19 protein-coding genes and 1 tRNA gene are annotated in these 25,319 nt (G+C 69.7%); 9 read left to right on the plus strand and 11 right to left on the minus strand.

Features of this window, described 5'->3' with window-relative positions:
* Together IPI43_06290 and IPI43_06295 are read right to left on the minus strand one after the other, a co-directional pair.
* Positions 1 to 477: a GatB/YqeY domain-containing protein gene (locus IPI43_06290; protein ID MBK7773733.1), complete on the minus strand. Its 477-nt coding sequence runs from the start codon at positions 475 to 477 to the stop codon at positions 1 to 3.
* Between the two features lie 30 nt (positions 478 to 507).
* Entirely contained in the window at positions 508 to 1,662 is a 1,155-nt protein-coding gene (locus IPI43_06295) for a hypothetical protein (GenBank protein MBK7773734.1), read from the minus strand.
* A gap of 106 nt (positions 1,663 to 1,768) precedes the next feature.
* Here IPI43_06295 and IPI43_06300 point away from each other — a divergent pair, with 106 nt between their 5' ends.
* Positions 1,769 to 3,733, plus strand: a complete 1,965-nt coding sequence (locus tag IPI43_06300) for an ABC-F family ATP-binding cassette domain-containing protein (GenBank protein MBK7773735.1) — start codon at positions 1,769 to 1,771, stop codon at positions 3,731 to 3,733.
* Positions 3,734 to 3,776: 43 nt separating this feature from the next.
* Positions 3,777 to 4,490, plus strand: coding sequence for a hypothetical protein (locus tag IPI43_06305; GenBank protein MBK7773736.1), 714 nt, complete (start codon positions 3,777 to 3,779; stop codon positions 4,488 to 4,490).
* 9 nt (positions 4,491 to 4,499) lie between these two features.
* Here IPI43_06305 and IPI43_06310 read toward each other — a convergent pair whose 3' ends face one another.
* A complete protein-coding gene (locus IPI43_06310) occupies positions 4,500 to 5,735 on the minus strand; it encodes an alpha/beta hydrolase family protein (protein MBK7773737.1) in 1,236 nt (411 codons plus the stop codon).
* A gap of 141 nt (positions 5,736 to 5,876) precedes the next feature.
* On the opposite strand from IPI43_06310, the gene IPI43_06315 reads away from it, so the two are divergent.
* From IPI43_06315 to IPI43_06330, 4 genes are all read left to right on the plus strand, one after another.
* Entirely contained in the window at positions 5,877 to 6,827 is a 951-nt protein-coding gene (locus IPI43_06315) for a polysaccharide deacetylase family protein (GenBank protein ID MBK7773738.1), read from the plus strand.
* A 178-nt stretch (positions 6,828 to 7,005) separates the two neighbouring features.
* A complete protein-coding gene (locus tag IPI43_06320; protein MBK7773739.1) occupies positions 7,006 to 8,160 on the plus strand; it encodes a PEGA domain-containing protein in 1,155 nt (384 codons plus the stop codon).
* Complete coding sequence (locus IPI43_06325; protein ID MBK7773740.1) at positions 8,157 to 10,355, plus strand: hypothetical protein; 2,199 nt, start codon at positions 8,157 to 8,159, stop codon at positions 10,353 to 10,355. The genes IPI43_06320 and IPI43_06325 overlap by 4 nt, the downstream gene beginning before the upstream one ends.
* Entirely contained in the window at positions 10,352 to 12,271 is a 1,920-nt protein-coding gene (locus IPI43_06330; protein MBK7773741.1) for a hypothetical protein, read from the plus strand. The genes IPI43_06325 and IPI43_06330 overlap by 4 nt, the downstream gene beginning before the upstream one ends.
* A gap of 458 nt (positions 12,272 to 12,729) precedes the next feature.
* Here the strand turns inward: IPI43_06330 and IPI43_06335 are convergent, their stop codons facing one another.
* On the minus strand, positions 12,730 to 14,781 hold the full coding sequence (locus IPI43_06335; protein MBK7773742.1) for a hypothetical protein: 2,052 nt from the start codon (positions 14,779 to 14,781) through the stop codon (positions 12,730 to 12,732).
* Between the two features lie 29 nt (positions 14,782 to 14,810).
* A complete protein-coding gene (locus IPI43_06340; GenBank protein MBK7773743.1) occupies positions 14,811 to 15,170 on the minus strand; it encodes a Rieske 2Fe-2S domain-containing protein in 360 nt (119 codons plus the stop codon).
* 66 nt (positions 15,171 to 15,236) lie between these two features.
* Between IPI43_06340 and IPI43_06345 the strand changes: the two genes are divergently transcribed.
* Together IPI43_06345 and IPI43_06350 are read left to right on the plus strand one after the other, a co-directional pair.
* Positions 15,237 to 16,118, plus strand: coding sequence for an alpha/beta hydrolase (locus IPI43_06345; protein MBK7773744.1), 882 nt, complete (start codon positions 15,237 to 15,239; stop codon positions 16,116 to 16,118).
* Between the two features lie 140 nt (positions 16,119 to 16,258).
* A tRNA-Asn gene (locus IPI43_06350) sits at positions 16,259 to 16,331 on the plus strand.
* 306 nt (positions 16,332 to 16,637) lie between these two features.
* On the opposite strand, the gene IPI43_06355 is transcribed toward IPI43_06350, so the two are convergent.
* Genes IPI43_06355 through IPI43_06380 form a run of 6 tightly spaced genes read right to left on the minus strand, consistent with a single transcriptional unit; the run spans position 16,638 to position 24,524 of the window.
* Positions 16,638 to 18,428, minus strand: coding sequence for a sigma 54-interacting transcriptional regulator (locus tag IPI43_06355; GenBank protein ID MBK7773745.1), 1,791 nt, complete (start codon positions 18,426 to 18,428; stop codon positions 16,638 to 16,640).
* Entirely contained in the window at positions 18,425 to 20,074 is a 1,650-nt protein-coding gene (locus tag IPI43_06360; protein MBK7773746.1) for a phospholipase D family protein, read from the minus strand. The genes IPI43_06355 and IPI43_06360 overlap by 4 nt, the downstream gene beginning before the upstream one ends.
* The gene (locus IPI43_06365) at positions 20,071 to 21,495 is read right to left on the minus strand and encodes a hypothetical protein (GenBank protein MBK7773747.1); all 1,425 of its coding nucleotides are present in this window, start codon (positions 21,493 to 21,495) and stop codon (positions 20,071 to 20,073) included. Before IPI43_06365 ends, IPI43_06360 begins: the two co-directional genes overlap by 4 nt.
* The gene (locus IPI43_06370; GenBank protein ID MBK7773748.1) at positions 21,492 to 22,094 is read right to left on the minus strand and encodes a hypothetical protein; all 603 of its coding nucleotides are present in this window, start codon (positions 22,092 to 22,094) and stop codon (positions 21,492 to 21,494) included. The genes IPI43_06365 and IPI43_06370 overlap by 4 nt, the downstream gene beginning before the upstream one ends.
* Entirely contained in the window at positions 22,036 to 24,291 is a 2,256-nt protein-coding gene (locus IPI43_06375; protein ID MBK7773749.1) for an AAA family ATPase, read from the minus strand. Before IPI43_06375 ends, IPI43_06370 begins: the two co-directional genes overlap by 59 nt.
* Complete coding sequence (locus IPI43_06380) at positions 24,291 to 24,524, minus strand: hypothetical protein (GenBank protein MBK7773750.1); 234 nt, start codon at positions 24,522 to 24,524, stop codon at positions 24,291 to 24,293. Before IPI43_06380 ends, IPI43_06375 begins: the two co-directional genes overlap by 1 nt.
* A 400-nt stretch (positions 24,525 to 24,924) precedes the next feature.
* Between IPI43_06380 and IPI43_06385 the strand changes: the two genes are divergently transcribed.
* A complete protein-coding gene (locus tag IPI43_06385) occupies positions 24,925 to 25,308 on the plus strand; it encodes a hypothetical protein (protein ID MBK7773751.1) in 384 nt (127 codons plus the stop codon).
* The last annotated feature ends 11 nt before the right edge of the window (positions 25,309 to 25,319 follow it).

Genomic DNA, 25,319 nt, shown 5'->3' on the forward strand with positions numbered 1-25,319 from the left:
TCAGCTCAAGAATTCGCCGGCCAGCTTGGACGCCCGCTGCCCGTCGAGCGACCCACGGTGACGCTCGAGGACCACCTTCATCAGCTGCCCCATCTGCTTCTTCTCGGTGATCCCCAGCTCGGCCGCGATGGCCCGCAGCGCTGTGCGCGCCGCGTCGTCGTCCATGGCCTTCGGGAGGTACGCGTTGAGCACCTCCACCTCCGCGAGCTCGTTGGCCGCCAGCTCGGCGCGGCCACCCTTCTGGTAGTCGGCCGCCGAGTCACGCCGCGTCTTCACCGCACGCAGGATGATGGCCATCTCGTCGATCTCGGTCTGCGGATCGTTCGGATCGTCCACCTTGACCTGCTCGCGCAGCAGCTCCGCCTTCAGCATGCGCAGGGTCTCGCGCGCCACCACGTTCTTGTCGCGCATGGCTTGCTTGAGGTCTTCGGCGAGGCGCGCCTCGAGGGCGCTCGGCTTCTTGTCGGCGGTGGTCATGGCGCCACCCTACAGCCCACCCACCCCACGTCAACGTGGATACACGACCAGCGAGCGCGCGATGGCCTCGGCGCGAGGGCGCGCGCCGGGCTCGGGCTGGATGGTCAGCAGGCCCACCTGCCCTGGGAGCCAGACCGCGGCGTGCAGCACCTGAGCGTCCTCCACCGTCTCCCACTCGAGGAAGCGGTCGGCGTCACGCTGCGTCTCGGGGCCCCAGTCTCCCACGGCGTCCAGCACCTCGGACGGCTCGGGAGGCGGCGCACCCGGCAAGAGCTCTACGGGGTGCACCTCGAGCCACAGCTGGAGACCTTCGTCGGCCGCCCAGAAGGTCCCGTTGCCACGCCACGCCACGCTCATGGCGCTGGGCAGCGCCAGCCACGCGTCCCGGCGCGCGCGCAGCCAGAGCTCACCTCGGCGAAGGCTGATGGACCAGTCCGGTACCACCGCGTCGAGGTGCCTCGGCCGCTCACGCAGCGCGTCGAGCGCGTCCAGCACCGCGCGCCAAGGGGCCCGCAGCGGCTGCAGCTCGGCGTGCGGCGGCAGGTTCGCGTGCAGCGCGTCGAGGTCGTCGCACAGCGACTCCAAGCGACCCACCTCCAGCTCGTCCAGCGGCGGGCGCGGCGGGATGAGGAAGCGCAGCTGATAGGCGGCGCGGCGGACTCGCATGGTGTCGTTCAGCCCCGGCTCCCACCACAGCGCGTGCTCTGCCGGGACAATGGCGTCGGCCACTGCCCAGGGCCCGCTCGGCAGCACGAGACGCGCTTCGTGCGCCACCCGCAGCCCGTCGATGGCCACGTGACCCCCGTGGTGTTCGGCCGAGGCCAGCGCGTCGCACCAGTAGGCCTCGCAGGCCGCGCGCACGGCCGAGAGATCGCCGCTCGCCAGGTAGCTGTCGATCACGTCGTGCGCCGCGACCAGTCCAGCCGCTTCGGCCGCTGCCACCAGCGCGTCGGCCACGTGGGCGTGATAGCCGGGCCCGAGCGACAGCGTGAAGGCCGACGCGCGCAGCAGTCCGGGCAGGCTGCGGATCTCCACGGGGAGCGCCGCGGGGTGCAGCACCAAGTCCACTCCGTCGGGCGCCGCGCGCACCTCTTCGAGCGTGTCGGCGCACGGGCCACCCATGTCCGTGAGGCCACCGACGAAGCGGTCGAGGGCCTCGTCGTGCTCGAGAGCGTGCCTGAACACCAGCTCCAGGTTGGGTCGTGGCTCGCTCGAATGGGGGGGTGGCGCTACCGGCGTCATGAGGGGTGGCCGAGCATAGCCCGTCTGCGCATGGTATGGCGCCCGCCCTATGCCCATCCTCGTTGCCACCGGTATCAGCAAAGCGTTCGGGCCGCGCGTGCTGCTCGACAAAGTCGACCTCTCCGTCCATGCGGGCGAGCGCGTTGGCATCGTGGGCATCAACGGGTCGGGCAAGTCCACGCTCTGCAAGATCCTCGCGGGCATCGAGCCGGCCGACGCGGGCGAGGTCATCCGCCGCCGCGACGCCACCATCGAGTACCTGGCGCAGGAGCCCGTGCTGCCGGACGACCGCACGGCGCGCGAGGTGGTGCGCGAGGGGCTGCGCGCCTGGGCCGAGGCCTACGAGACGCACGCTGCGGCGAGCGAGGCGCTGTCTTCGCCCGACGCCGACTACGACAAGCTGCTGGACATCCAGGCCAAGGCCGGCGCCGAGGTGGAGCGCCTGGGGGGCTGGGACCGCGGTCACCTGGTGGACGCCATGCTGGGGCACCTCAAGGTGCTGGAGCCGGACGCCCTGGTGGGCCGCATGAGCGGTGGCGAGCGGCGGCGCGTGGCCCTGGCGCGCCTGCTGGTTTCGCAGCCCAGCCTGGCCATCTTGGACGAGCCCACCAACCACCTCGACGTGGACACCATCGAGTGGCTCGAGCACTACCTGGCCGAGAGCTACGGCGGCGCGCTGGTGCTCATCACGCATGACCGCTACGTGCTCGACCGCGTGGTGACGCGCACGCTCGAGGTGGACGACGGCCACGTGCACTCCTACGACGGCGCCTGGGAGGAGTACCTGATGGCGAAGGCCGAGCGGCAGTCGCACGAGGCCCGCTCGGAGCGCAACCGTCAGAATTTCCTGCGCACGGAGCTCGAGTGGCTGCGACGCTCGCCCAAGGCGCGCACCACCAAGAGCCAGTCGCGGGTGGACCGCGCCGAGGCCGCGCGCGACCAGCAGGGCCCCACGCAGCACGGCCGCGCGGGCTTCACGCTCGAGACCACCCGTCTCGGCAAGACCATCGTGGACCTGCGCGAGGTGAGCATCGGGTTCGGGGACCGCACGTTGATCCGCGACATGACCTTCATGCTGTCGAGCGGCATGCGCCTCGGGGTGGTGGGGCCGAACGGCGCCGGCAAGAGCACGCTGCTGAAGCTCTTGGTGGGCCAGCTGCAGCCTGACTCGGGCGAGGTGGTGGTCGGCAAGAACACCGAGATCGCGTACTTCGACCAAGGACGCAGCGGCCTCGATGACAGCGCCGACCTGATGCACAACGTGGCGGGCAACGACGACAAGGTCACGTTCCGCGGCGAGCGCATCGACGTGCGCACGTACCTCGCGCGCTTCTTGTTCGCCCCGGACCGCATGCGACAAAAGGTCATCGCGCTGTCGGGTGGTGAGCGGGCCCGCGTGGCGCTGGCCAAGCTGCTGCTCAAGCCGTCCAACGTGCTGCTGCTGGACGAGCCCACCAACGACCTCGACGTGGCCACGCTGAGCTCGCTCGAGGAGATGCTGACCGAGTCGAACGCCACCGCCGTGGTGGTCAGCCACGACCGCTACTTCCTCGACCGCGTGGCCACGCACATCCTGGCCTTCGAGGGCGACGGCGTGGTGGTCCCCTACGCCGGCAACTACGAGCTGTACCGCACCCTGAAGGCCGCCGCGCTGGCCGAGACCATGGACGCGTCACGCGCCGCCACCGCCAGCAACAAGGCCGCCGCAGCGAGCGCGCGGGCTGCCGAGGCGAGCGCCGCCAAAGCACCGTCCATCGCCCCCGCGCCGAAGGTGGTGCTGAACAAGCTCACCAGCAAAGAGCGCCGCGAGCTGGACGGCATGATGGAGGCCATCGAGCGCGCCGAGCACGAGCTGGCGGCGCTGGACGCGCAGCTGGCCGACCCCACGCTGTACGCCGAGCGGGCGGGCGAAGTGCGCGCCGTGACCGACAAGCAGCAGGCCGCCAGCGCCAAGGTGGAGGCGCTCATGACGCGCTGGGACGAGCTCGAGCGAAGGCGCCAGGCGCTGGGGTGAGGTGGCCTTTGCTCACCGTGCTTCCGTGGCATGCTGCGCCCGCATGAACGCGAGGACGAGGAGCTGGTCGAGTGGAGCGTGGCTCCTGGTGGCGGTGGTCGGACTGCTGTCTGGGACGGCGCACGCGCAGGGCCCCCTACCGGCGCCCTATCGGGAGCCCTTCCCCGCGCCCTCGGGCTCCGCACCAGCGCGCACCCCGGGCGACGGCCCCGAGCTGAGCGCGTGGCTCTACACCGGCGTGGACTTCGCGGGGCGTCAGAGACAGACCGACGACACGGGCACCTCACGCGACCGCCTCGACGCCGCGTTCACCGTGGGCGGCCGGCTGGAGCTGGCCACCAGCCCGTACCTCGCGTTCGGTGTGTTCGTGGACTACCTGAGGCTCCAGTACGTGGTGCACATGCCGCCCCCCATGCCCCCCACCACGCGAGATCGCGCGAGCGTCATCGGCCTTGGCGTGTGGGTGAGAGCGTGCATCCCCGTCATCCTCGGCGGACAGCAAGCCAGCATCTACCTGGGCGTGCCCATCGGCCTGAGCGCGGCGCTGGCTGGGGCGGCGACGGGAGGCCAGCCGTCCTTCGGGCTGCTGCTCGGCGCGCTCGCCGGCGGCAACGTCATGCTCACCGAGCACGTGGGGGTGTTCCTGGAGGCAGGCCTCCGCGTGGACCGCTACCAAACCGAAGACGACTTCGAGGTGTTGGCGCGTCAGGCCTGGCTACAAGCGGTGGTCCACGCAGGCGCCTCGCTCTCGTTCTGAGAGCCCGCTCTACGCGCCTTCGGGCAGGAACTGAGTCTTGTGCAGGAAGCGCGCGATCTGCCGCAGGTACTCGCCGCGGTCCATGTGCAGGATGTGGCTGCCGGGGAACCAGTGGATGCGGCAGCGGTCCCAGTGGTCCCACAGCAGGCGGCTGTGCTTGGGCGGCGCCAAGCGGTCACCCACGCCGCCCACGATCATGAGCTTCTCGCGCGGGATGGCGGGCGGGTAGGTGAGCGGGCTGCTGACGGCCACGAACTTGCGGGCGTCGGTGAGCGGGCGGCCCACCACCTTGAGCGCCGTGCGAATGGCGAGGCCGATGGGCTGCCACTCCAGCACCAGGTCGGCCAGGCTGACCACCGGCACATTGGGAATCGCGAACGAGAGGCGCGGCTCGGCCGTGGCCAAGAGCGCCGTGGTGAAGCCGCCGAGGCTGAGGCCGGTGACGCCCACCTTGGGAGCCCCGCGCTTCTCCATGAGCCAGTCGATGAGCACGCGCAGGTCCATGACCGACTGCGCCGCGGCTTCGTTGATGCGCGAAGCGCCACCGGCGAAGTAGCCGTGGCCCGAGAAGGGGGAGTGCTCGGTCTGGCGCGGCCCGTGGAAGGGCAGCGTGAAGAGCATGACATCGCAGCCCATGCGGTAGAACCAGGGCAGCGCGAAGAACCACTCGTTGATGAGGTAGAAGTCCGCCGTGAAGCCGTGCACCGCGATGATGGTGGGGCGCGGCCCGTCGTGGTGGCGCCAGTAGCGCGCGTAGGCCACGCGGTTGGCCTCGTGCTTCAAGTAGCTGTTGTGCAGGCGCGGGTTCACCGGCATGAACGGGCTGTCGAACTGCACCACCTCGGTGGTGCCGTCGTCCGGCGAGAAGCGCGGGTACCAGTCGGCCTGCGACGTGCGCACCCGGATGTTCTTGGGGGGCGGCTTGAAGAAGCGCGTGGCGTCACCGCTCTCGGCGATGGGGCCGTAGAACTCGATGTCCTTGATGGTGCGGCGCAGCTCGAGCGGGTGATACCCGATTGGGATGGCCAGGCCGCTGATGAGGGACGCGCCAGCCGTGCGCAGGCCCACGTCGAACGCTGCCGAGGCACCCACCTGGAGCTTGTCGCGAAACTCGAGGTCGAACGGCTCGGGCCGCCGGGCAAAGTCCGGGTCGAGCGACTCCCACCAAGGGACCCCGTCCTTCAGTAGGGGTTTCTCTTGGGCGTAGGAGTCGTGGACGATGCGCGAGACGACCGAGGGGTCCATCCCCTGAGCGTAGCGCAGCGGACACGGGCGTGTCTTCTACTCGACACGGAGTGACACGTTCATCGGGGCCACCGTGTGGGCTTTCCTCGACGAGTTGCGGGGGTGCGGGGGCGGGCATGGCTCCTGCGATGGGGCACGGGCATGAACCGCCTGCAGACTGCTCGCTCCGCCTGCCTCCTCCTCTTGGGTGCCTTCTTGGCCGCGGGGCTGCCCACGTCGCACGCGGCGGGCGCCACGGAGACCAGCGAGCCCAGCGTACCGGCGCCGGCGCCGCCCAGCGAGCCGCCCAGCTTTCGCGACGGCCGGATGGTGCGGGGTGACGCCCGCCAGCGCGTGCTGCACTTCACGTTCGATGACGGTCCGCGCCCGGAGACCACGGGGCCGCTGCTGGATCACCTGGACGCGGCGGGGGTGCACGCCACCTTCTTCGTGGTGGCCCGACAGCTGGGGGGCAGCGGAGCGCGGCGCGAGCGCAACGTGGCCATGGTGCGCGACACCCTGCGGCGTGGACACCAGGTGGGCTTCCATGGCCTCGACCACAGCGCGTTCAGCGGGCTGACCGGGCCGCAGCTGGACCACCAGTTCCGCGCTGGCGAGGCCGCCTTCGTGCGCGCGCTGGGGCAGAGACCGTACCTGGTGCGTCCGCCCTACGGGCGCCGCAACGTGGACAGCGACCGCGTGGTGGTGGCGCGGCACTACACGCAGGTGATGTGGGGCATCACGGCGGCGGACACGTCACAGACCACCGCGCGGGGTGTGGTGGAGGCGTTCCGCAGCGCGCTGCGCAGGCGTGAGGACGGCCCACGGGCGCGCGGCGGTGTGGTGCTGTTGCACGACACGAAGCCCTGGGTGATCGAGGCGTTCCCGGCGCTCGTGGCCGAGGTGCGGGCACGGAACTGCGCGTTGCTGGCGCGCGGCCCGAGTGAAGAGCTGTGGGACATCGCGCCGGATCTGACGCCATTCTTCGAAGCCCGCCGAGCAGGCGACCACGCCAGCTTGATGACCCGCAACGGAGGGTATGCGCCAGCGGTGCAGGCGGCCCGGCAGACGGTGCTGCGCGCGGAGACGGTGCGCCACTGCGCGGAGAGGTGAGGGGAGACGCTCCACGGAACGTGCACGGACCGACGGAAAATGGTTCACTGTGCGGGATGGTCAGCGCGATGGGACTGCCTCGGTCGCTGCGCGCGCGTCGCCGCTGCTTACCGTGAACTTCGCTTCGCCTCCTCCCCCCTGGGCTCCTGCCCGTGGCTGCCGGCCGCGCTTGCAACGCGTGGGGCCCAGTCTCGGCCTCGGGCTGGTGTTGGCCGCGGTGCTGATGGTGGGCGCCGGGCAGTCGCGCGTGCAGGCGCAGTCCACCGAGAACGCCGAGGCCCGTGCGTTCTTCGACCAGGGCAACCGCGCGTTCGAGCGCAGCCAGCGGGTGATGGGGAGCGCGCGGCGACAGGAGCTGCTGGAGGAGGCCCTCGCGGCATACGTGTCGAGCCTGGCGATCGTGCGCAGCAAGAACGCGCTGTTCAACGCGGGGGTCACGCTGGCGGCGTTGGGGCGCGCTGCCGAAGCGTACAGCTACTTTGGTGAGTACCTGGCGCTGCCCGGGCTCACCGAGGAGGAGCGACGGGCGGGGGATGAGCAGCGCGCGGCCCTGCTGGGGCGGGTGATGATGGTCAGCGTGCGGTCGACGCCGCCCGGGGCCGAGGTGCGTGTGGACCGGCCGGACCTGCAGGCGCTGGGACGGACACCGCTGGTGGTGGCGCTGGACCCGGGCGAGCACGTGCTGCTGGTGCGCGGCGCGAGCGGGGCGGACGGCGCGGTCGTGGTGGTCGCGGTGGCGGGCGGGGCGAGCGAGGTGGAGGCAGGGGGGGAGGCCGGGACCGAGACCGAGACCGAGACCGAGACCGAGACCGAGACCGAGTCCGAGTCCGAGACCGAGTCCGAAACCGAGTCCGAGACCGAGTCCGAGACCGAGACCGAGACCGAGACCGAGACCGAGACCGAGGCCGAGTCCGAGTCCGAGGCCGAGGCCGAGTCCGAGGCCGAGTCCGAGTCCGAGGCCGAGGCCGGGGCCGGGGCTGGGCCCAGCGCGGGGCTGCGTGGTGGCGCTTGGAGCACCACCGCGGCGCTTGGGCTGGGGGCGCTGGCGTTGCGGCTGCGGGCGGGGCGGGTGACGCGGGCTCACGAGCGGCTCGAGGAAGAACATGAGAGTGCGCCGGACCCAGACCTGGTGGCTCGCGCTGAGGTGCTGTACGCGCGCATCGTGCGGGCGAACCGGGCTAGTCAGGCGCTGACGGCGCTCACGCTGGTGGGGCTCGGGGTGTCGGTGGGGTTGAGCGTGCGGGGACGTCGGGTGGAGCGGGCCCGGTTGCGGGTGGTGGTGAACGGCGAGGTGGCGGGGCTGTCCCTGGGGCTGGCAGGAGAGCTGCGATGAGGGGGCTGGCTAAGCGTGGGATGGGGGCGCTGGCGCGGGGCGGTGCTTGCGGTGTGTGGGTGCTGACGGTGGCGCTCGGTTGTGGGGGTTGTTGGGAGACGCCTTCGCAGGAGTGGTATGCGGCCATTGAGATGGGACCGGAGGCCGGCGGCTGCGACGCGGGCTGCTGCGGGGCCGGCTGTTGTGATGGGTCGGCGTGCGGTTCTGAGGACGTCGGGACACCGCCGCCGGGCCCTCGCGAGTGGCTGTGTGAGGACGGGCTCGACAACGACGCGGACCAGCTCCTCGACTGCGCGGACGCCGACTGCGCGGCCGACCCCGCGTGCTGTGATGTCGATGATGGCGCGCCCTTGCTCCATGAGGACTGGAGCGCCCCCGGAGACTGGACGTTCCAGTGGGACCACCTGCCCATCAGCGCCCCTGCCAGCTCGCCCATGCGCCAGATGGAGGGCGACACGATGATGCTGAGCGGCTGGTCCGACACCGAGCCCCACGCGCTCGCGTACCACAGCTGCATGCCGCTCGCCCTCGGCGCAGAGCTCAACTTCGACTTCATCGCGACCGCGCGCACGGAGATGTGTGAGGCCCGGTACGTGCCTTGCAACCACCAGGCCTCCGTGGTGCTCTCTCCCGTCCGCGATACGACACCGGGCCAGCCCCTCGTCGAGGCCCTGGCCATTCGCGTGCATGGGGACGTGCGTCCCATCCCCAACCGCCCGGCCTTCTACAACCACGCCATGGTGCGCGTCACCCAGGGCGGTGTGGAGCAGGACGCCTTGCCGATCGATCCCGACGTGCACTACGGGATCAGGCTGCTCGTGACGCCCTCCACGGAGGACTCGAGGCCCTCCCTCAGCGCGCTTCTCGAGCTCCGCCTCGCGAGTGCCAGCATCGACACCGAGCCTTTGGCCACGCTGAGCATCCCGTTCGTCAGCTGGCAAGACGACCTCGTGAAGGGCACCAGCGGCTGCATGGAATTGGGCGGCCTGTATCCCGCCGTGGAGATGGTGGGCAGCGGCGCACGCATCGGCACCCTGCAGGCCAATGCACTTCAGTGTGCCAATCCGAGCCAGTTCCAGACCGCACCCATGGGCACCGCGACACTCACGTCCGACTCGCTGGGGGTGCCCGACCGCTATGGCGGCGCGCACGTGGGCTCGCCCTCGCTGGGCAGCTCGTACAACAACGCGACGGACACGGCGCGGCGCTGGGACCTCTTCCTCGACGCCACCAACGATCCTCCCGACCTCGCGGACGATGTGGGAGCGCGTGTGGGATACGCCATCGCGCATGCACGCACGGCCACGTTCGGCGCGCTGCCCGCCGACTGGACCACCAGCAGCACGCCCCGCCTGGGGGGCGACCCGCCATCGTGTCTGGTGAGCGGCGACACGTGCAGCGAGCCGAGCGTGCGCGAGCCCTTCCTGTTGCTGCGTCGGGGCGCAGACGACGTGCTTTCGGGCAACTTCACGCTGGCGTTCGCCGCCCAGCTTCCCGGCGGTGGACACGAGCTGCGCGTGGACTCGAACGTGAGCCCCTCCCCCAACACACCGCTCACCGGCTCGGGTGAGCCGCTTCTCGCGTCGGTCGCCGAGTGCGATGACCTGCGCGACCCGGCCCTGGTGCCCGTCCGCGGAGGCAGCGGGGGCTACTGGCTCTTCTTCACGTGCGTGCCGGCCGACGGCGTGGGCGAGATCCGCGCGGTCCGCCTCGACGACGACCTCCAAGTGGTGGGAGACCCGGCGTCCGCATCACGGCGGGTGGTGCTGCCCTCGGCCCTCGGGGCGCTCGCAGCCGGCGGGGTCTTCGGCGCAGAGCCCATGGTGCGCAGCAGCGCCGCGGGGCTCACGCTCCAGCTCTGGCTCGTGGCGCGTGATGCCGAGGGGGACACGTCGGTGGTGCTGTTCACGGGACAGCTCCCCGCCATCATGACTGGCGACGCCGGCTTGCCGGAGGCCCCGCCGCTCGAGACGCTGCCCGCTCTCGAGCCCTACCTCGCGAACCCGGTGCTGCGCAGCAACGACGCAGTGCTCGGTGGCTGCCCGGGGTTCTGCCGCATCACCGGGCTGGCCGTCACCGACACGGCCGGCGACCCCGAGGAGCTGCGCTTCGTGGTGGCGCGGCGTGTGGTGCTGGGCGCGAACAACGCGCTGAGCGAGCTGGTGCCGCTGACGCAGAGCTGGAGGACGCCATGAGCCGTCCGCATCGCGAAGCCGGGTGGTCGCCTCGCCGGAGACTCCGCCTGGTCGTCCCCCTGCTGGCGGCTTTGCTGGTGGCTCCGAGCACCGCATGCGGCGCCGGCGACTCTGCCCCCATCAGAGATGCCGGACAGAGCGACCTGAGTCTCCCGGACATGGGCGTGGTGGCGGACCTGGGCCCCCTAGAAGACCAGGGCCCGCGGGACCTGGGCCCCTACCCTACCGACGCCGACGTGCTGCCCGCCGACCCGGTGCGCTTCGCGCCCTTCCTGGCCACCGCCCACGCCGCCTTTGGCCCGCTGCAGGACGACGCGCCCGCCCCGTGGACCACCTGCTATGCCGGCCCCGCCAGCTGCGCCGCCGCCCCGTGCGCGCTGCTGTCCACCTGCTGTGTGGCCACGGGTGACTGTGCCGAGCTGCAGCTGGACGACCAGCTCCCCGGCGCCCTGCTCTTCACGAGCTGCGCCTCGGGTGCCAGCGCGCTCACGTGCCTGGCCGGGCAACCCCTCACGCCCCTCGGCAGCTCCACGCCCACCGTGGAGGCTGGCGGCATGCGCCCCGGCGGCGACGCCACACAGGAAGGCGGCGTGCTGGTGGGCCAGCCCGTGGACCTGCGCGTGGATCGCGTGGAGCTGAGCGTGGTCTTCGTCCCGCCCGTCGCCTGCTCTGGCAACGGCTGCCTCGAGAGCGCGGGCGTGTCCCTGGCGCGCGCCGAGGAGCTCTCGCTGGGCGTGGTGAACCCGCTGGTGGGCCTGCTGTACAGCCCCTCGCGCGGAGACGTGTCGCTCGTGGTGGGCGGCCTGGTGCGCGCGTCGTGGCTGCTCCCCGACCCCAACGTGACCTTCACGCTCGAGCTGCACCCGAGCGGCATGGTGCGCGTGCACCGCGATGAAGAGCTGCTCAGCAGCGCGTTCACGTACTCGCCGCGCGCGGGGGCGCAGGTGGTGCTGCACGGCCGCAACAGCGAGCTGCAGGGGGCGCGTGTGCGCTCGCTGCACGCGCTGCAGTACCGCAGCGAGGCGCCTTCGGTGTTCGGTGCCCGCACGGCCATCACGCTGAGCGCGCCCGTGGACGTGGACCCGTGGCAGCCGCATGACCCGACGGTGGTGGAGCACGAAGGCCGCACCTACGTGGTGGTGGAGAACGACCGGGCCCTCTATCGCGGTGAGCTGGTGGGCACCACCGTCACGTTCGACAGCGCGCACCGCGTGGTGGTGGACACCGGCCGCGAGGACGCCCTGCTCACGCCATCGCTCTTGGTGCGCCCCGGCGGCGAGACGTTCCTGGTGTACACAGCGGAGCTCGAGGACGGAACGCGCGTGATTCGTGCCCGGCGCGGGGTCGACGGCCCGCTGGGGGCGCTGCCCGATCAGCTGGCCGTGGCGAGCGTGCTCGGCGGTGGGTCGCTGGACGACCCGAGCGTGATCGAGCACGGCGGACGCGTCCTGATGATGGTGCGTCACCGCGCGGTCAGCGGCGAGACCGAGCTCGAGCTGTGGCGGTCGCCTGCCGACACGGTGTCCAACCTGCGCGACCTCACCCCGGCGCCGGCCTCCAACCTGGGCACGCTCACCCAGGTGAGCGCCGCGCGCAGCGCCCAGGTGCTGCTGCGCGCGCCCCACCTCAGCGTGCGCGGCGGCACCTATCGCGTGCACGTGGAGCGGCGCACCGGCACCCGCAGCGTCATCGAGGTGCTGGTGGGCGACGAGCTGCGCGCCTTCCGCGCGCTGGGCGAGGCGCTGGGCCCGCGCTCGGGGACGTTGGACGCCCTCGGCGTGGGGTCACCCAGCACGCTGCAGACCCCGAGTGGGGTGGAGGCGCTCTACTACGTGGGACGCGACGGGCTCAGCGAGCGGCTGTTCGTCACGGAGCGCGATGGGGTGCTGGACCCTGCGTCGCTGCGCGACCTCTGACCCGCCACGGGGCGCATGGGTTAAAAACCTGTGCCCGACCAACGGTGAGGAGGGGGGGCACCGAGGGTCGGGCACGATCACTGCGAAGCGAGGCGCTCTATCTTGGGGGTTTCCGGGGGGTCAGAGTCGCCACCTGAAAAAAATATGCGTCCACCAGGGCTGGGGGGGCTTGGGGGGATGCCAGGTGTTTCGCGTTTCCATGGTTCACCTCCGCGTGACGTGAGCGAAACAATGCAGAAACCGATCCAACCCACTTGTCACACCTGCCGGGTGACCCCAAACGGGCGCGGTCCCGCAGCTCGCGAGGCATTCGCCACGAAATCACGCCTGAATCGGGCAGGGAGGGGCGGAGGGGCCGCGAAAGGGCTGGCCACCCAAGGGCGGAGGGGACACCAGACGGGAGTTCAAAAGTGCATAGATGCAGTGCGTCATTTCACAATTGAAATGACTGATAGCGTCTACGGCGCCTTCCCGGGTGGCGCCTGGGGCGTCATCCCAGGCAGCTCCAAGAGCTCGCGCCGCGCCTGCTCGCGCTCGCCGTGGGCCCGCATGTTGAGCTCGGCCACGGCGCGCTCCAGCTCCCCCGCCTCGGCCTCCAGCCGCCGCACCTCGCGCACCACCGCGAGGCGCTCTTGGCCCTCCTCGCCAGTGTCACGGAGCACCGCCAGCTGCTTGGTCTGGGCCTCCTGGCGCTTCCGCAGGTCCCCCGCGTGCTGGAGCTTCGCAGCCGCGTCACGCGCCAGGTCCTCCGCGGTGCGGAAGCGTACCAGGATGCGGTCCAGCTCGGCCGGCACGAAGGCGCCGTCCACCCGCTCGCGCAGCCAGCGCACCACCTCGTGCGTCCCTACGCCGCTCACGGCCACGTGCCCGAACTCCTGGCGGCGGAGGGTCAGCTTGGCCTCGCGGACACCGCCCGCCAGCACCGGGAGGGCGACGCGGTAGCCTGTGGCCAGCTCCTCCACCTTGGCGTCCGCGGGCACCTCCAGCTTGTCGCTGGGCTGCCGCGGCAGCTCCACGAACAGCGTCTCGTCGCGCGCGTGGTCGTTCTCGATGCGCACGTGGTGCACGAACGCGCGCTCGCGCGCCTCCACCACCGCCAGGCCGTGGGCGTGGATGCCCAGGAAGCGCAGCTGCTGCTCCTGGTGCCCGGTGCAGCGCAGCGACAGGTCCTTGGCGAAGCTCACGCGCACATCCCCGCCTCGTGCACGGAAGGGCACCATGGCCTCACCGGCGTAGCCGTTCTCGTCGTAGATCACGGCGGCCCCCTCCTCCAGCACCACGCCGGTGTCGTTCTGGAAGTGCAGCACGATGTCCGGCGCAGGCGCGTCACCCCAGCGCCAGATGCGCTGCCGGGACGCGTCCACCTTGGCCGTGGCGATGGGCACCATGGCCGAGCCGCCGCGCGTGAGGCTGACCGGCGCGTCGAGGCGATACTCGAAGAACTCACCGCGCTGCTCGCCCGTGGCAGCCGACAGCGGAGCGCCGGCGCCAAAGCCCCCAATGCCGCTGCGCAGCGCGAGGTCCACGTCCTCGAGCGCGTCTTGAACCATCATCTCCATCGGCTGCGCGCCGGGCGGCCCGAAGGCCCCCCCCATCATGGGCGCAGGCGCAGCGGCCGGACGCGGCGGGGGCGCCCCCTTGGCCTTGGCGAACGAGCGCGGCGCCGCTCCGGCGCGCACCTCCTCCTGCACCACCGTGCGCGTGACGTGACGCGGCACGTACAGGTCGATCACGAACGACACCGGCTGCCCGGTGGTGAGCACCAGCTGCACGTCGGTGAGGTCGCGGTCCACCGGGTTGTGCACGATGGCCCAGGCCATGACCGTGACGGTCTCGCGGTCGCCATCACGCCCCGCCACCAAGCGGTAGCTCACGCGCCAGATGGGCGCCGGCACGGTGTAGGCCACGTGCAGCGCCTTGGCCGCGCCGCTCACGTCCACGCGCACCGAGCGATGCGCGCGCGAGGTGGCCGCGCGGCTCTTGTCCATGAGCACCTGCAGCTCGCCGCGCGCCGCCTCGTCCAGCAGCTGCACGCCCGCCACGTCGCGCAGCGGCACCACGCGCAGCATGGCGTCGGCGGTGCGCAGGGTGATGGTCTCGCCGTGGGGCGTCTTTTCGCCATAGGGCGTGGGGCTGGCCGCCTGCAGGCCCAGCACCTCGCCCTCGCCGAGGGACGCGCCCTCGAGGGGACCGATGGCGCTCGCGTGCAGGCGCACACGCCGCCCGCGCAGGAACGTGAGCAGGCCGCGCAGCGAGTCGTCGGGCGCAAACTCGAGGCCCCGCTCGCGCAGCGCCGCCACCGGGTCCTCCGGGGAGTCGAAGTCCACGGCGCCCACGCTGGCATCGCCCGAGGGCACCCACAGCGCGAACGACTTGAGCACGTCGTTCATGGCGTCCTTGTCGAACGACAGCTCGAAGGGGCCCTGCACCGGGCCCGCGTGCTCCAGGAACGCGACGCCGTGCTTGAAGAGGACCAGCCGCCGGACGGGCGGAGCAGCGTGGGTGACCATCGCGCGAGAGTACACCCAGCGCCGCGTGTTTAGTCCGCGTGCTGTGGCGCCGCATCGGGCACGCTGACCCACACGTCGGCCCCGTCCACCCGCAGCGCGAGCGCGTCCAGTGTGTCGCCCACACACGGGCCGCGGTCACACAGGCCCGAGGGCAGCACGAACAGCGCGCCGTGCGTGCGGCAGAACACGCGGTCGATGGCCGCGTCGTAGAAGCCGCCCATGCCCATGTCGAGGTCCACGCCCCAGTGCGGGCAGGCGTTGCGAAACGCGACCAAGCCGGTGTGGTGGTGCAGCAGGAAGCCACCACCCGTCCGCACGTCGCTCGGCCACGTGAACGCGCGCGCGTGGCCAATGGGCAGCGAGGCGGCGTTGAGAAGGCACAGCTCCATGGGGCGCGAGTATGCCTTCCGGGGCGTCCGGGAGCACACGCGCGAGATTCTGCTAACAGCTTGGCAGTGACCCCCCAGTCCCCCCTCGATCCCGAGGTGCGTCAGCTCGTCCGCGAGCGTGGCGTCACCACCTATACCGATGAAGGCACCAGCCACCGTCCCGGCGATGCTCTCGTGATGGTTCACGGCCTGCCCGGCAGCGTGCGCGACTACCGCTGGCTCGAGAGCGCGCTGCGCGAGACCCCACAAGGCAGCCTCGCGAACCTGCGCGTGGTGCGCCTGGACATGCCGGGCCTAGGCGGCACGGACCTGCGCTTGGCCGATGCCCACGACGTTACGAGCCGCGCCCGCTTCGTGCTGGAGGCGCTGGACGCCCTGGGCCTCGAGCGCGTGGTGCTGGTGGGCCACTCCATGGGCGGCGGCGTGACGCTCACGGCGGCGGCGCTGAGCCGCAAGCGTGCGGGCTGCGCTGTGGTGGGCGTGTGCCAGGTGGCCAGCGTGGGCAACCGGCCGCACAAGGCGTACCTGCGCATGCCCAACCCGCGCCCGGTGGGCGTGCTGCTCAAGCTGCCCGGCATGGCGCGCGCGCTGCAGAAGCCCATCTACGACAGCTTCGTGCGCGGCGGCTTCCCCGCGTCCACCCCCGTGAACGAGTGCGTGCAGGCCCTGCGCTGCGTGGCTGCGCTGCGCTTCGAGACCCTGGTGGCCGCCGCCCACGAGCTGGGCCTGCGCCCCCTGCCCGCGCTGGTCACGTTCGCGGACGACGACCCCATGGTGGAGCCCGAGGTGGGCGAGGCCCTGGTGGAGGCGCTCAGCGCCGAGGAGCTGCGGTTTGTGGAAGGCGGCCACAACATCCAGAAGACCCAAGCGGTGGAGATCGCCGAGGGCCTGGTGCGGCTCTGCGAGCGCGCGTTCGGAGTGCCGAAGGAGCTGCGTAAGCTCGGGTGAATTCCCGTATGGTGCCGCTGGGTTGACCGGGGCGGGCCAGAGGGCGCGCGGGGTGGCTCGGGGCGTGCGGCGGAGGGGGCGGAAAAGTCGGCGGATGACTTGACACTCGGGACCCCAGGGGACACATTCCGCGCCCACATTCCGAAATAGCTCAGTTGGTAGAGCGATCGACTGTTAATCGATTGGTCACTGGTTCGAGTCCAGTTTTCGGAGCCCACAATATCTCGTCGCCGACTACCGGCGAGGGACGGTCAACAGAAGCCCCCGAGGAGCAATCCGAGGGGGCTTCGCCGTTTCTCCACAAGTGTCGGGCCGTTTCGCGCGGGGCGTGTCCTGCGACGGTGCTTTCACAGAGCGAACAGCGCTCGGCCCGATTGGCCAGCAGCCTCCGCGGGTCGCGCTGTCCATCACCGGGTGGAAGGCTCCCGAGGAGCGACGAAAACTGCTCCCTTGGGATGGGGCGAACCGCTGTGTGGGGCGCGTCATAGCGAGCGTCGACGGGTGGCCGTCCCAGCGGAATTACTCGACGTCTGGGTTCGAGCGTCCGCTCCTCCGGCCTCTCGTCGGCGCTATTGCCACGTCCCACTTCTCCATCTTCGCGTTGAACGTGCGGGCGGGCATGCCGAGCAACTCGGCAGCCTTGGCACCACTGCCGCCGACCGCGTGCGCCGCAACCAGCAGACGACGCTCCCACTCGTTCACCGCCACGGCCGCCTGAAGGATCGTACCCGCGTCCCGTACCTCCCGCATGTAGTCCTCGCACCGCGCGACGGTCGGCAGTTCATCGACAAGCGAGGTCGCCGGACCAGCACCCAGTTCTGCGTCTGCGCGTTCATCCTTGCGAAGACGGTCGAGTTCGACCCGCACGAGTTCCTCCTTCAACGAGAGGAACCGGCCCTTCGCGAGACCTCCAACTAGCAGACGACGAGCCAGCTTCTCGAGGTCACGGAAGTTGCCTGCGAGGCGCATGGCGCTGATGGCTCGCTCGATGCGGGCGTGGTGAGGCTGGAACTCGGCGACAAGCTCGTCGACACGAGCGGAACCACTCCCCCGACCGACCGCGCGCGCAGGATCGCGTTGAGCAAGCTCCTCGCAAGCGCGCCGCACGACGGACTTCCAGATGTCGCCGAGGTCCTCGCGGCAGTCACGCAGGTCCGGTAGCTCGATTACGAGGTCGGAGATGCGGTCTAGGAAATCGGGCGTGAGCTTCTCGCGGAGCGTGTTGCGCTGCTGGTTCGTGGCAGCGATGAGCCTGAACTTCGCGGCGAACGACTTGTCGCCTCCGACACGGCGGATGCTGCCGTTGCGCTGGAGGGCGACGAGCAGCAGCCCCTGCGCCTGGGGATCCATCCAATGGATCTCGTCTAGGAAAACGCAGTCATCGGCCGCCTTCTCCAGGAGGCCAGCTTCGTCCTTCATCGCAGTGCTGTGAGCGCCCTTCACATGCCCGAAGAGGGCGCTCCTCAGCATGTTCGCGTCGCCGCGAAACTCGGCGCAGTTGAGGTGGAAGTCCCAGTCGGACGGGGCCTTCGCGGTCCAGTCGCGAAAGCCAGCGCGCAGACGTCGCGCAACTTCGGTCTTGCCCGTACCTCTCGCGCCGATGATGAGGACCGGGAACGGGACACCACTGTACTGCTTGACGAGCGACGCGACCTCGCGAAGGCGTGGCGAACGAGCATGGTCGAGGCTCCAGGCGGCACGTCCTACGACGTCGTCGAGCTCGGTTGGGGTCGCTGCGAGCTCGGCGAGCAGGTTCCAAGGAACCTCTCGCACCACGTCGTTCGCGCCGCGCCGCTTGCTACGAGGTGTCCCGTGGAATGCACGCACTTGATCGCCTGCGAGCCGGGCTTGAAGTGCGAGGAGCATCACCGTCTGCGCTGCGGGCGTGCCCGGGCTGAGGTTCACGACGAGTTCCGAGCGTGGGTTCTCGCGGCGAATGCCGACAAGCGCGCGCGCGGTGAAGAGAAAGAGTTCTCGATGATCGGTAGGAGGAGCATCGGTCTCCCACCAGATGAGCTTCACCTCGGGCCCGTTTCCCTGCTGGTGAATGGCTGCCACCAGTTCCTCTGCGACGTCCACTTCACGAGGATGGACACGGCGCTCACCTGGCTCTGGTGCCCTGGGGCGTCGCACGAACACGTAGTGCTTCTTGATGCGCCCTGCGATCGGTGATGCGGGATTGAAGAGGAACTCCAGCGTCGGCCCGGCCGTCTTCTCGCCCTCGCGCTCCAGATAGGTGCCATCTTTTTGGCGCTCGTAGGGGTCGTTGTTGAACGACACCCACGACACGCCAATCGTGCTCGTCGTCATCGTCGCCTTCCTCTCTTGCCGCGTCCCTGGTGCTGTTGCTGTCGCGGCCCACGGTCTTGGTCGCGTGGAGGTGTTGGTGGACTAACGATTCGGAGAACGCTGGCCGCGAGCCAGCCCTTGCTCCGGCTCCCCATGAGCCCCTGAACAGAGCGCGCGCGAAGCATCTCGAGCGTGCGGCTCGGCTCGTGGATGCGAACGTCCAGCAGGAGTTCGTCGGCGCACCGGAGAACCAGGCCGCCCGGAACCTCCAGCAACTCGACTGCGTTGCGCGAGAGCGCGTTGACGGTATGCGCAAGTGACACGCCGGGCGACAGGCGCAGCGTCCACGCGCCGGCCAGCGCCGAGGGTTGGCCAGCCTCAACCAACTCACGCGCCGACGGCGCTAGAAGGGCGGCATGCGTAGCGCGTCTCATCACGTCTCCGGTCCACGCGGCGACCGCCGAAGCAACGCCTGCGTCCTCGACGATCACACCGACCTCGATGCCATTGTCCCAGCCGTGCTTCGACTCGAGGTTCCCGGTCCAGAGGAGAACGACCTCGCCGTCGGCGACGATCGACTTCGTGTGTGTTCGGCGATGCCCATGAAGATGCACGCGGTCGGGCGCAAGGCCGACCAGCCACGCGAGCGATACGCGCTGCGCCTCGACATGGTTGCGGGGCTGGACGAGCAGGTCGACGCGGACGTTGCGAGCGATGGCCCGCCCAAGCGCAGCTCCGATGGGGTGGCCCTCCATCCCCATGAAGCTGTACGTCGCGATGGAGAGGTGGTCGTTCGCGCGGTCGATGACCTCAATCGCCGCGCCGAGAAGAGACGTTTCATGGCGACGCAGCGTGGTCACTGGGCGAACGTGACCGACGCCCTCGAGCGCGCGCCACGACGGAACGCGTGGCGCGCCGAGGGAGTGAACGTCAAGGCGCGCCCCAGGCGTCGACTCGAGAGTCGAGAGATACTGCCACACGTGCGCAAAGAGCCGACCGTATTCACGAGCAGCTCGTGGTTCGCCGAGGACCAGGCCGTCCTCGGGGTTCGACTCGTACGCTTCCTGCGTCGCGTTCGCGGAGGTGACGACGGCGATCTCATCGTCGACCACGCAGAACTTGGCGTGGCAATCCTCGGCGCTTCGAAGCCACACGCCCGCATGAGCCAGTCGCTGCAGGTGATCCTCGTGACGCTTCGCGCGGTCCTGCAGCTTCGCCGTATTCGCGTCGACATCCGCGTCCAGTTCGAGCACCTCCGCACGGAGGTGCTTGCCAAGAGCCGTCAGCACGTACACCCCGCCGTGCAATCGCTCGGCTGCATCGCAGAGAGCGCGCACGACCTCGTCATCGGCGAAGAGGAAGCTGCAGAAAAGGACTTTGTGCTTTGCCTCGGAGATCTGCTCGATGAGCGCGTTTCGGATGTGTGACGTACGAGTGAGGTCGTCCGTCGAGACGTGGAGGATGTCTGTTCGCCTCGTGTCCTGAACACGGTGGGGGAGCGGTTGCCTTGACGACGACGGGACAAACATGACGCCAGCTACTCGCTGGTTGCCGAGGTTCACGGTCGGCTCGTTGCTCTGCTTCCCGTCCTCGCCCTTCGATTCTCCTTGGCGGGTCGGATCGACTAATCCGTCGGGACGCGGTTTGGTCGCCATCTGGTCACTCATCTCGCCACCTCCTCACGCTCGTACGGGGTGACGAGGTCACGATGACGACGCCGCATGCAGAGCGCCGCGCGGAGTTCGGCTCGTCGCCACAGGTTCATCGCTGCCTCATCCACAGATGGGAGTCCAGGGTTCTGGCCCCAGTACGTGATCAAGCTCGTCGCGACGTTCGCGCAGGTCCCATCGAAGTCGCGCCGCAGAGAGGCATCGCGTCGATGCAGGAACGCGTAGAAGGCCTCGCGCCCCGCCTCGAGGCTCGAAGGCATCGCGTGAGCGCGGATGCCCACCCACCAGTTCGGGGCCAACGCGGGAAGAAACGTGTCCTCGGGGCTGTCTGCGTCGCCGAGGAGGCTGGGGAGCAACGCTCCGTCGCATGGCAGCGAGAACGCGCCATCGCCACGGAGCGCGCTCGGCGCCGGAAGCTGCACGTCCGCCTCGAGCGTGGACAGCAGGTTCGAAAGGCCGCACAGGTTCTGGCCGAGAAGCTGCGGCGCGGCGAGGTGCGGGCAGTCTTGCGTCTGCTCCTGCTGGCGCAGGTATGCGCGCCAGTGGAGCCCATCCGCGTCGGATGAAGGGAACCCAGCGATGATGAGCAGCGCCAACTGCTGCTCCTGCCTACCGTTGTTCCGACGTTCGAGTTGGCGGACCTCCCACTGCGTGCCGGGATCGATGCCGACGAACTGCCCAGGAAAGCCTCGGATGCTCTCCCCAATCCCGCACGCGGCAGCGCGCTCCGCGCCGGGCAACCCGAACGTCGCATCGAGCACGCGGAACGCTTCGGGAACACGGTCAGGCTCGAGCGGCTTCGCTCGGCGATGCTGTGTGTGCTTCTGCGTCTTCTCGTTGACGACGCCAAGGAATAGCAGGGGCTCGGCCATGAAGATCAGCCGCGCAGGGCGAACGCGTCGCTGCGCGACGGCTCCTCGTTCGAGCGCCTGGGCGCCGCCAGCGCTCAGGCGGAACAACGGGGAGGTGGACGCGCGTGACTCCCGGAGCTTGCGGGCGGCCGTCGTGAGACGGACCGGCGACGCTAGGGTCTCGGCCGGCGCCACATTCGACCCGAACAAGCGCCGGAAGAATCCGCCGATCCCCGAGTCCACCGCTGCCGGCTGGGCTAGCGGTGGGGCGTCGTCGCGCTCTTCGAGGAGTCCTTCGTCGACCAGGCGGCGCGCGAGCCCTTCCGAGACGTCCTCACCCAGCCCCAGGTACGCATCGACGTCAGCGGGCGACATCTGGCCGAGCGCGCGAGCCAGTGCCAAGGTGGCCCAGTCGCTCGCCGGGAGCTTCGCTTCGACAGCGAACTCGAGGCCCGCGAACTCGACCTCGAGGACCGGCACCTCGCGCGCTAGCACCACGGTCGGAAGCCCTGGGGCACCGGCGTCTGCAAGTGACGCGGCGACGGCTTTGAGCTCCGGCGTTCTCATGACCCACCTCCGAGCGTACGGCCCCACTTCTTCTTGTGCTCGCTGGTCTCGTAGAGCCGGACCAACAGGTCTCCGGGCTGTCGACGCCGCCCCCCCTCCTGCCCCGCAAGTGTAGTGGAGTCACCGATGACGATCCGCTTGTGGCGGGCGCGCGTGACTGCGACGTTCAGGCGGTTGAGATTGTCGACGTGACCGCGCCGACCCTTCGGGTTGCTTCGGGTCGTGCAGAGGATGATGAGGTCCTTCTCTCGCCCTTGGAACCGGTCGACGATGCTCACGTGGATGTCGATCGGCGCCCCGTTTGCGGCGGGACTCTTCCAGCGCCGACGCCAAGGGTCGGTGCCGCTCGCGACCTCGCGGAAGATCGCGTCACGAAGCTGGAACGCCTGCTTCAAGTAGAATGAGGTCACGCCGATCTCGAATGGTGCATCGACGCCGCGACCACGCTCTCTTGGGTCGCCACGCCAGCTCTGCACCGCCCACGCGGCGCACGCTTCGACGAGTTCGACGGCGATCTCAACCTCGAGCGGGTTGATGTAGTCACCGCCCGACCAGTCCCGATCTCGAGGGGTGCTCGTAGCGACGCACTGCCGGTGCATACGCTGTGTCGACCCAGATTGCCGGCGCCTCGAGGCTCGGGATGTCGAGACCGAGCTTCGACGTCTCGGGCGCAGACGGGTAGTCGCCTCCGTACACCAGCTCCGAAGAGAACGCCGCCAATGCGGGAGCCATACGGTGCTGAAAGTTCAGCCGCACCGCGCGGCTCTCAGGAAGGCTCGTGAGGTGCTCGAACACGCTCGGCAACGCGAGCGCCTGCAGTTCGAGGAGCTCGGCGCCGAGGCGCAAGACGGCTCCCTTGCCACCGTCGCCTTCGGCACCAGAACGCGAGGTCGTGCGGTATGCCTCGCGCCACTTGTCCGCGTCGGCGCCGAGCGCGACCAGCTCCTCGAAACCAGCGTCGTTGACCTCGAAGTGACTCGTCAGCTCCTCGATCAAATCGCTCCACGCGTACTTCACGCGCTCGGGGTCGGGGTGCATGCGGTTGTCGAAGTGCTGCCGAAGCCGTGTGCTCAACTCGCGCACCCAGGCTGCGTCGGGCTCGTCGATGCCGGCGCGCTTGACTCGCTCGGAGACGACGGCTTCCAACTCGCCGAGGTCGACGTAGGGTGCAAGCTGGCGGTGGTCGCCCACGAGAATCCACTTTCGGGCGCGGGCCGCAGGCACAAGGAAGTCCGTGATGGTGGCCTTGCTGGCTTCATCGAGGATCATGACGTCGAAGACAACCTCGACCTCGCGGAACTCCCTGGCCATGGCGATGCCGATCGGCGTCGCGCACACGAGGTTCGCGTTCAGCAGCAGGAGCGTGCCGACCTCTTCGTCGTTGGCGATGCGCGCCGCCCACTCACGCTGGACGGAGGCGACGGGATCATCAGCAGGGACGTCACTCGTCGCCAGGCGCAGGCCCATCGCCAGATGGCGCGTCAGATCCTTGCTACGATTCTGCAGAAGGAAGCGATGCGCCTGCTCCTCGACGTTGTTCTGAGATCCGAGCCGGATCGCGGTGACGCCTGGCCGGTCGCCCACGCGCTCGAGCACGTTGTCGAGAGCGACGTGGGTCGGGGCTACGAGGAGGACGCGCTGTCCTTGCCGCACGAGTTCCTCGACGATCCCGCAAATGACCGTCGTCTTGCCGGTCCCCGGCGGGCCATGGATGAGCGCGATGTCCGGGGTGTTCAATGCAAGCGTCTTCGCCTCGTGCTGACGGGACCGCTCGTCGTGAGCCGTGAGGACTTCAGGCGAGGCGAGCGGCTGGAGCGACTCCGGGCGCGTCAACGCTTCGAGCAAACGGCCATGCGCCTCGTCCGTACCCATCGCGATGGTGTCGAGGGCCTCCCGCATGCGCCTCAAGGAGTCATCGCCGGGCCGAACCTTCAGCTCGCCCTGCGCCACGAGTTCGTTCCGGTCGTCATCACCGTCTAGCGTGAGCACGTCACCGTCGTCTGAGACGTCGACGATGGGGAGCGTCTTGAGCTGCTCCCCTACGGTCGGCACCTGGAGCAGAGTCCCGGGCCTCGTGAAGGCACGCGGCCAGGCGTCGCCATCGGCGGTGCGAACACGAACAGGGGAGCGTTCGAGCAGCTCGTACCTCGCGCGAGGCGTCGACGAGACCGCGTGATTGCGCAGCGCCTCCAGGTAGCGCCGAACGCCGGTGATGAAGTCGCGGTCCTCGTTGGCCTCGCGCTCCACGTCTCGCGGGTCCACGCGAACTCGAACTCGAGTCTGATGAGCGATGAGCGTACACATGCCCTTCGTGTCGAAGTTGAGATCGGCACCGCTCCCGAAGTTGGCGACCAGCAGGCGCGCGCACGGTGCGCGGCGCGGCTTGAGTACGCCAAGTACCAGCAGTCCGCCGCCATCACGAGCCGGGACGCAGCGAAGTGACCAGCGAGCCGTCGACAGGATGACCGAGAAGTCCTGAGGAGGAAGGTCTCCCACGCTGCACCGAGCGAGCACCTCGGGGTCGTCTCCCATCTCGGGCCAGCGCCATCGGCCTTCGCTGCCGCGCACCTCGAGCCACGTCCAGACGTGCGTGGCGTTCATGGAGTCGATGAGCTCTGGGCGGGTCAAGCCAGGGTCGGCCTCCGCGATCTGCCCGTCGGCGCGAGGCGTGAAGATCAGTGGAACGGTGCGTGTGACTCGGATGGTCCCGGCGAGGCCGAGCCGGGCCTGCCCCACGACACGTGGGAGCGGGATGCCGAGGCGCTCGGCGAGTTGAGCGATGCGTTGAGCGAGCATCAGGCAGCCCTCCGCGTTCGACGACCAGGGCGCATCTGGCTCTTGCGGCGAAGGAACCGCCACGCGTCGTTTCTGCGGTAGCAGGTGACCAGGGCGCCATTGTCCCCGGCGATGATAATCCACCCCTCGGCGCGAGCGGCTTCCTCGCTGTCCTGCAGGTCGCTGGGGAGGTCGCGCCAGACCAGCGTGATGTGGGTTGCCCCGGCCGCGCGCGTCTCGGTCCCCCACGTCATGAGGAACTCCTCGACGTCGGATCGAAGAGCGCGCTCGGAAGCGCGGGTTTTGTAGTGCTGCGTGGGTCGACAATCGGCTTCGTAGGTGAGCATGGTGAACCTCCACAGCGGCCCATCTCAAAGAGAGTGCCAACCGACGAAGCCGCTGGAATTAGGGCGCTTGGCGTCGAGTCGAAGTTCACATGAGCACTATACCGCTGATTGGCAGGCAAATAAGTGCCGACTACCAAGCACGGCACAAATCAGCCCACGCGTCGGCCGATTCCAGCGCGACGGGCTCGATGTACCGAAGCCAGATGGCGCAATTTCAACGACTTGCGGCGACCCTGGGCGTCGGCATGGGACGTGCGAAGGACCCCACCAGCTGCGATGGAGCAGCCCCAAGAGGAACCAGACCACGATGCTCACCAAAACCAAGACCACCGCCCTCACGACGAACCAGAAGGTCCACGGAATCGTTCACACCGCCGCCACCGCTGCCGCCGCGGTTGGCGCCGGCCTCGCGCAGCTGCCCGGCTCGGACGCTCCGGTGCTCGCGGGCATCCAGACGACGATGATCATCGCCATCGCTCACGAGCACAACGCGCAGATCACCAAGGCCGCTGCCGCGGACCTCCTGCTGACGTTTGCTGCGACCCACGTCGGGCGCGGCATCAGCCAGTGGCTTGTCGGCTGGGTGCCAGCGTGGGGCAACGCGATCAACGCCTCGACCGCGGTTGCACTGACGGAGGCGGTGGGTTGGGCCGCCGACGCCTACTTCGGCGAGGAGCAGGCTGCAGCCTGAGCCGGCTGATC

Source organism: Sandaracinaceae bacterium (assembly GCA_016706685.1).
Classification (GTDB): Bacteria; Myxococcota_A; Polyangia; order Polyangiales; family Houyiibacteriaceae; genus JADJJE01.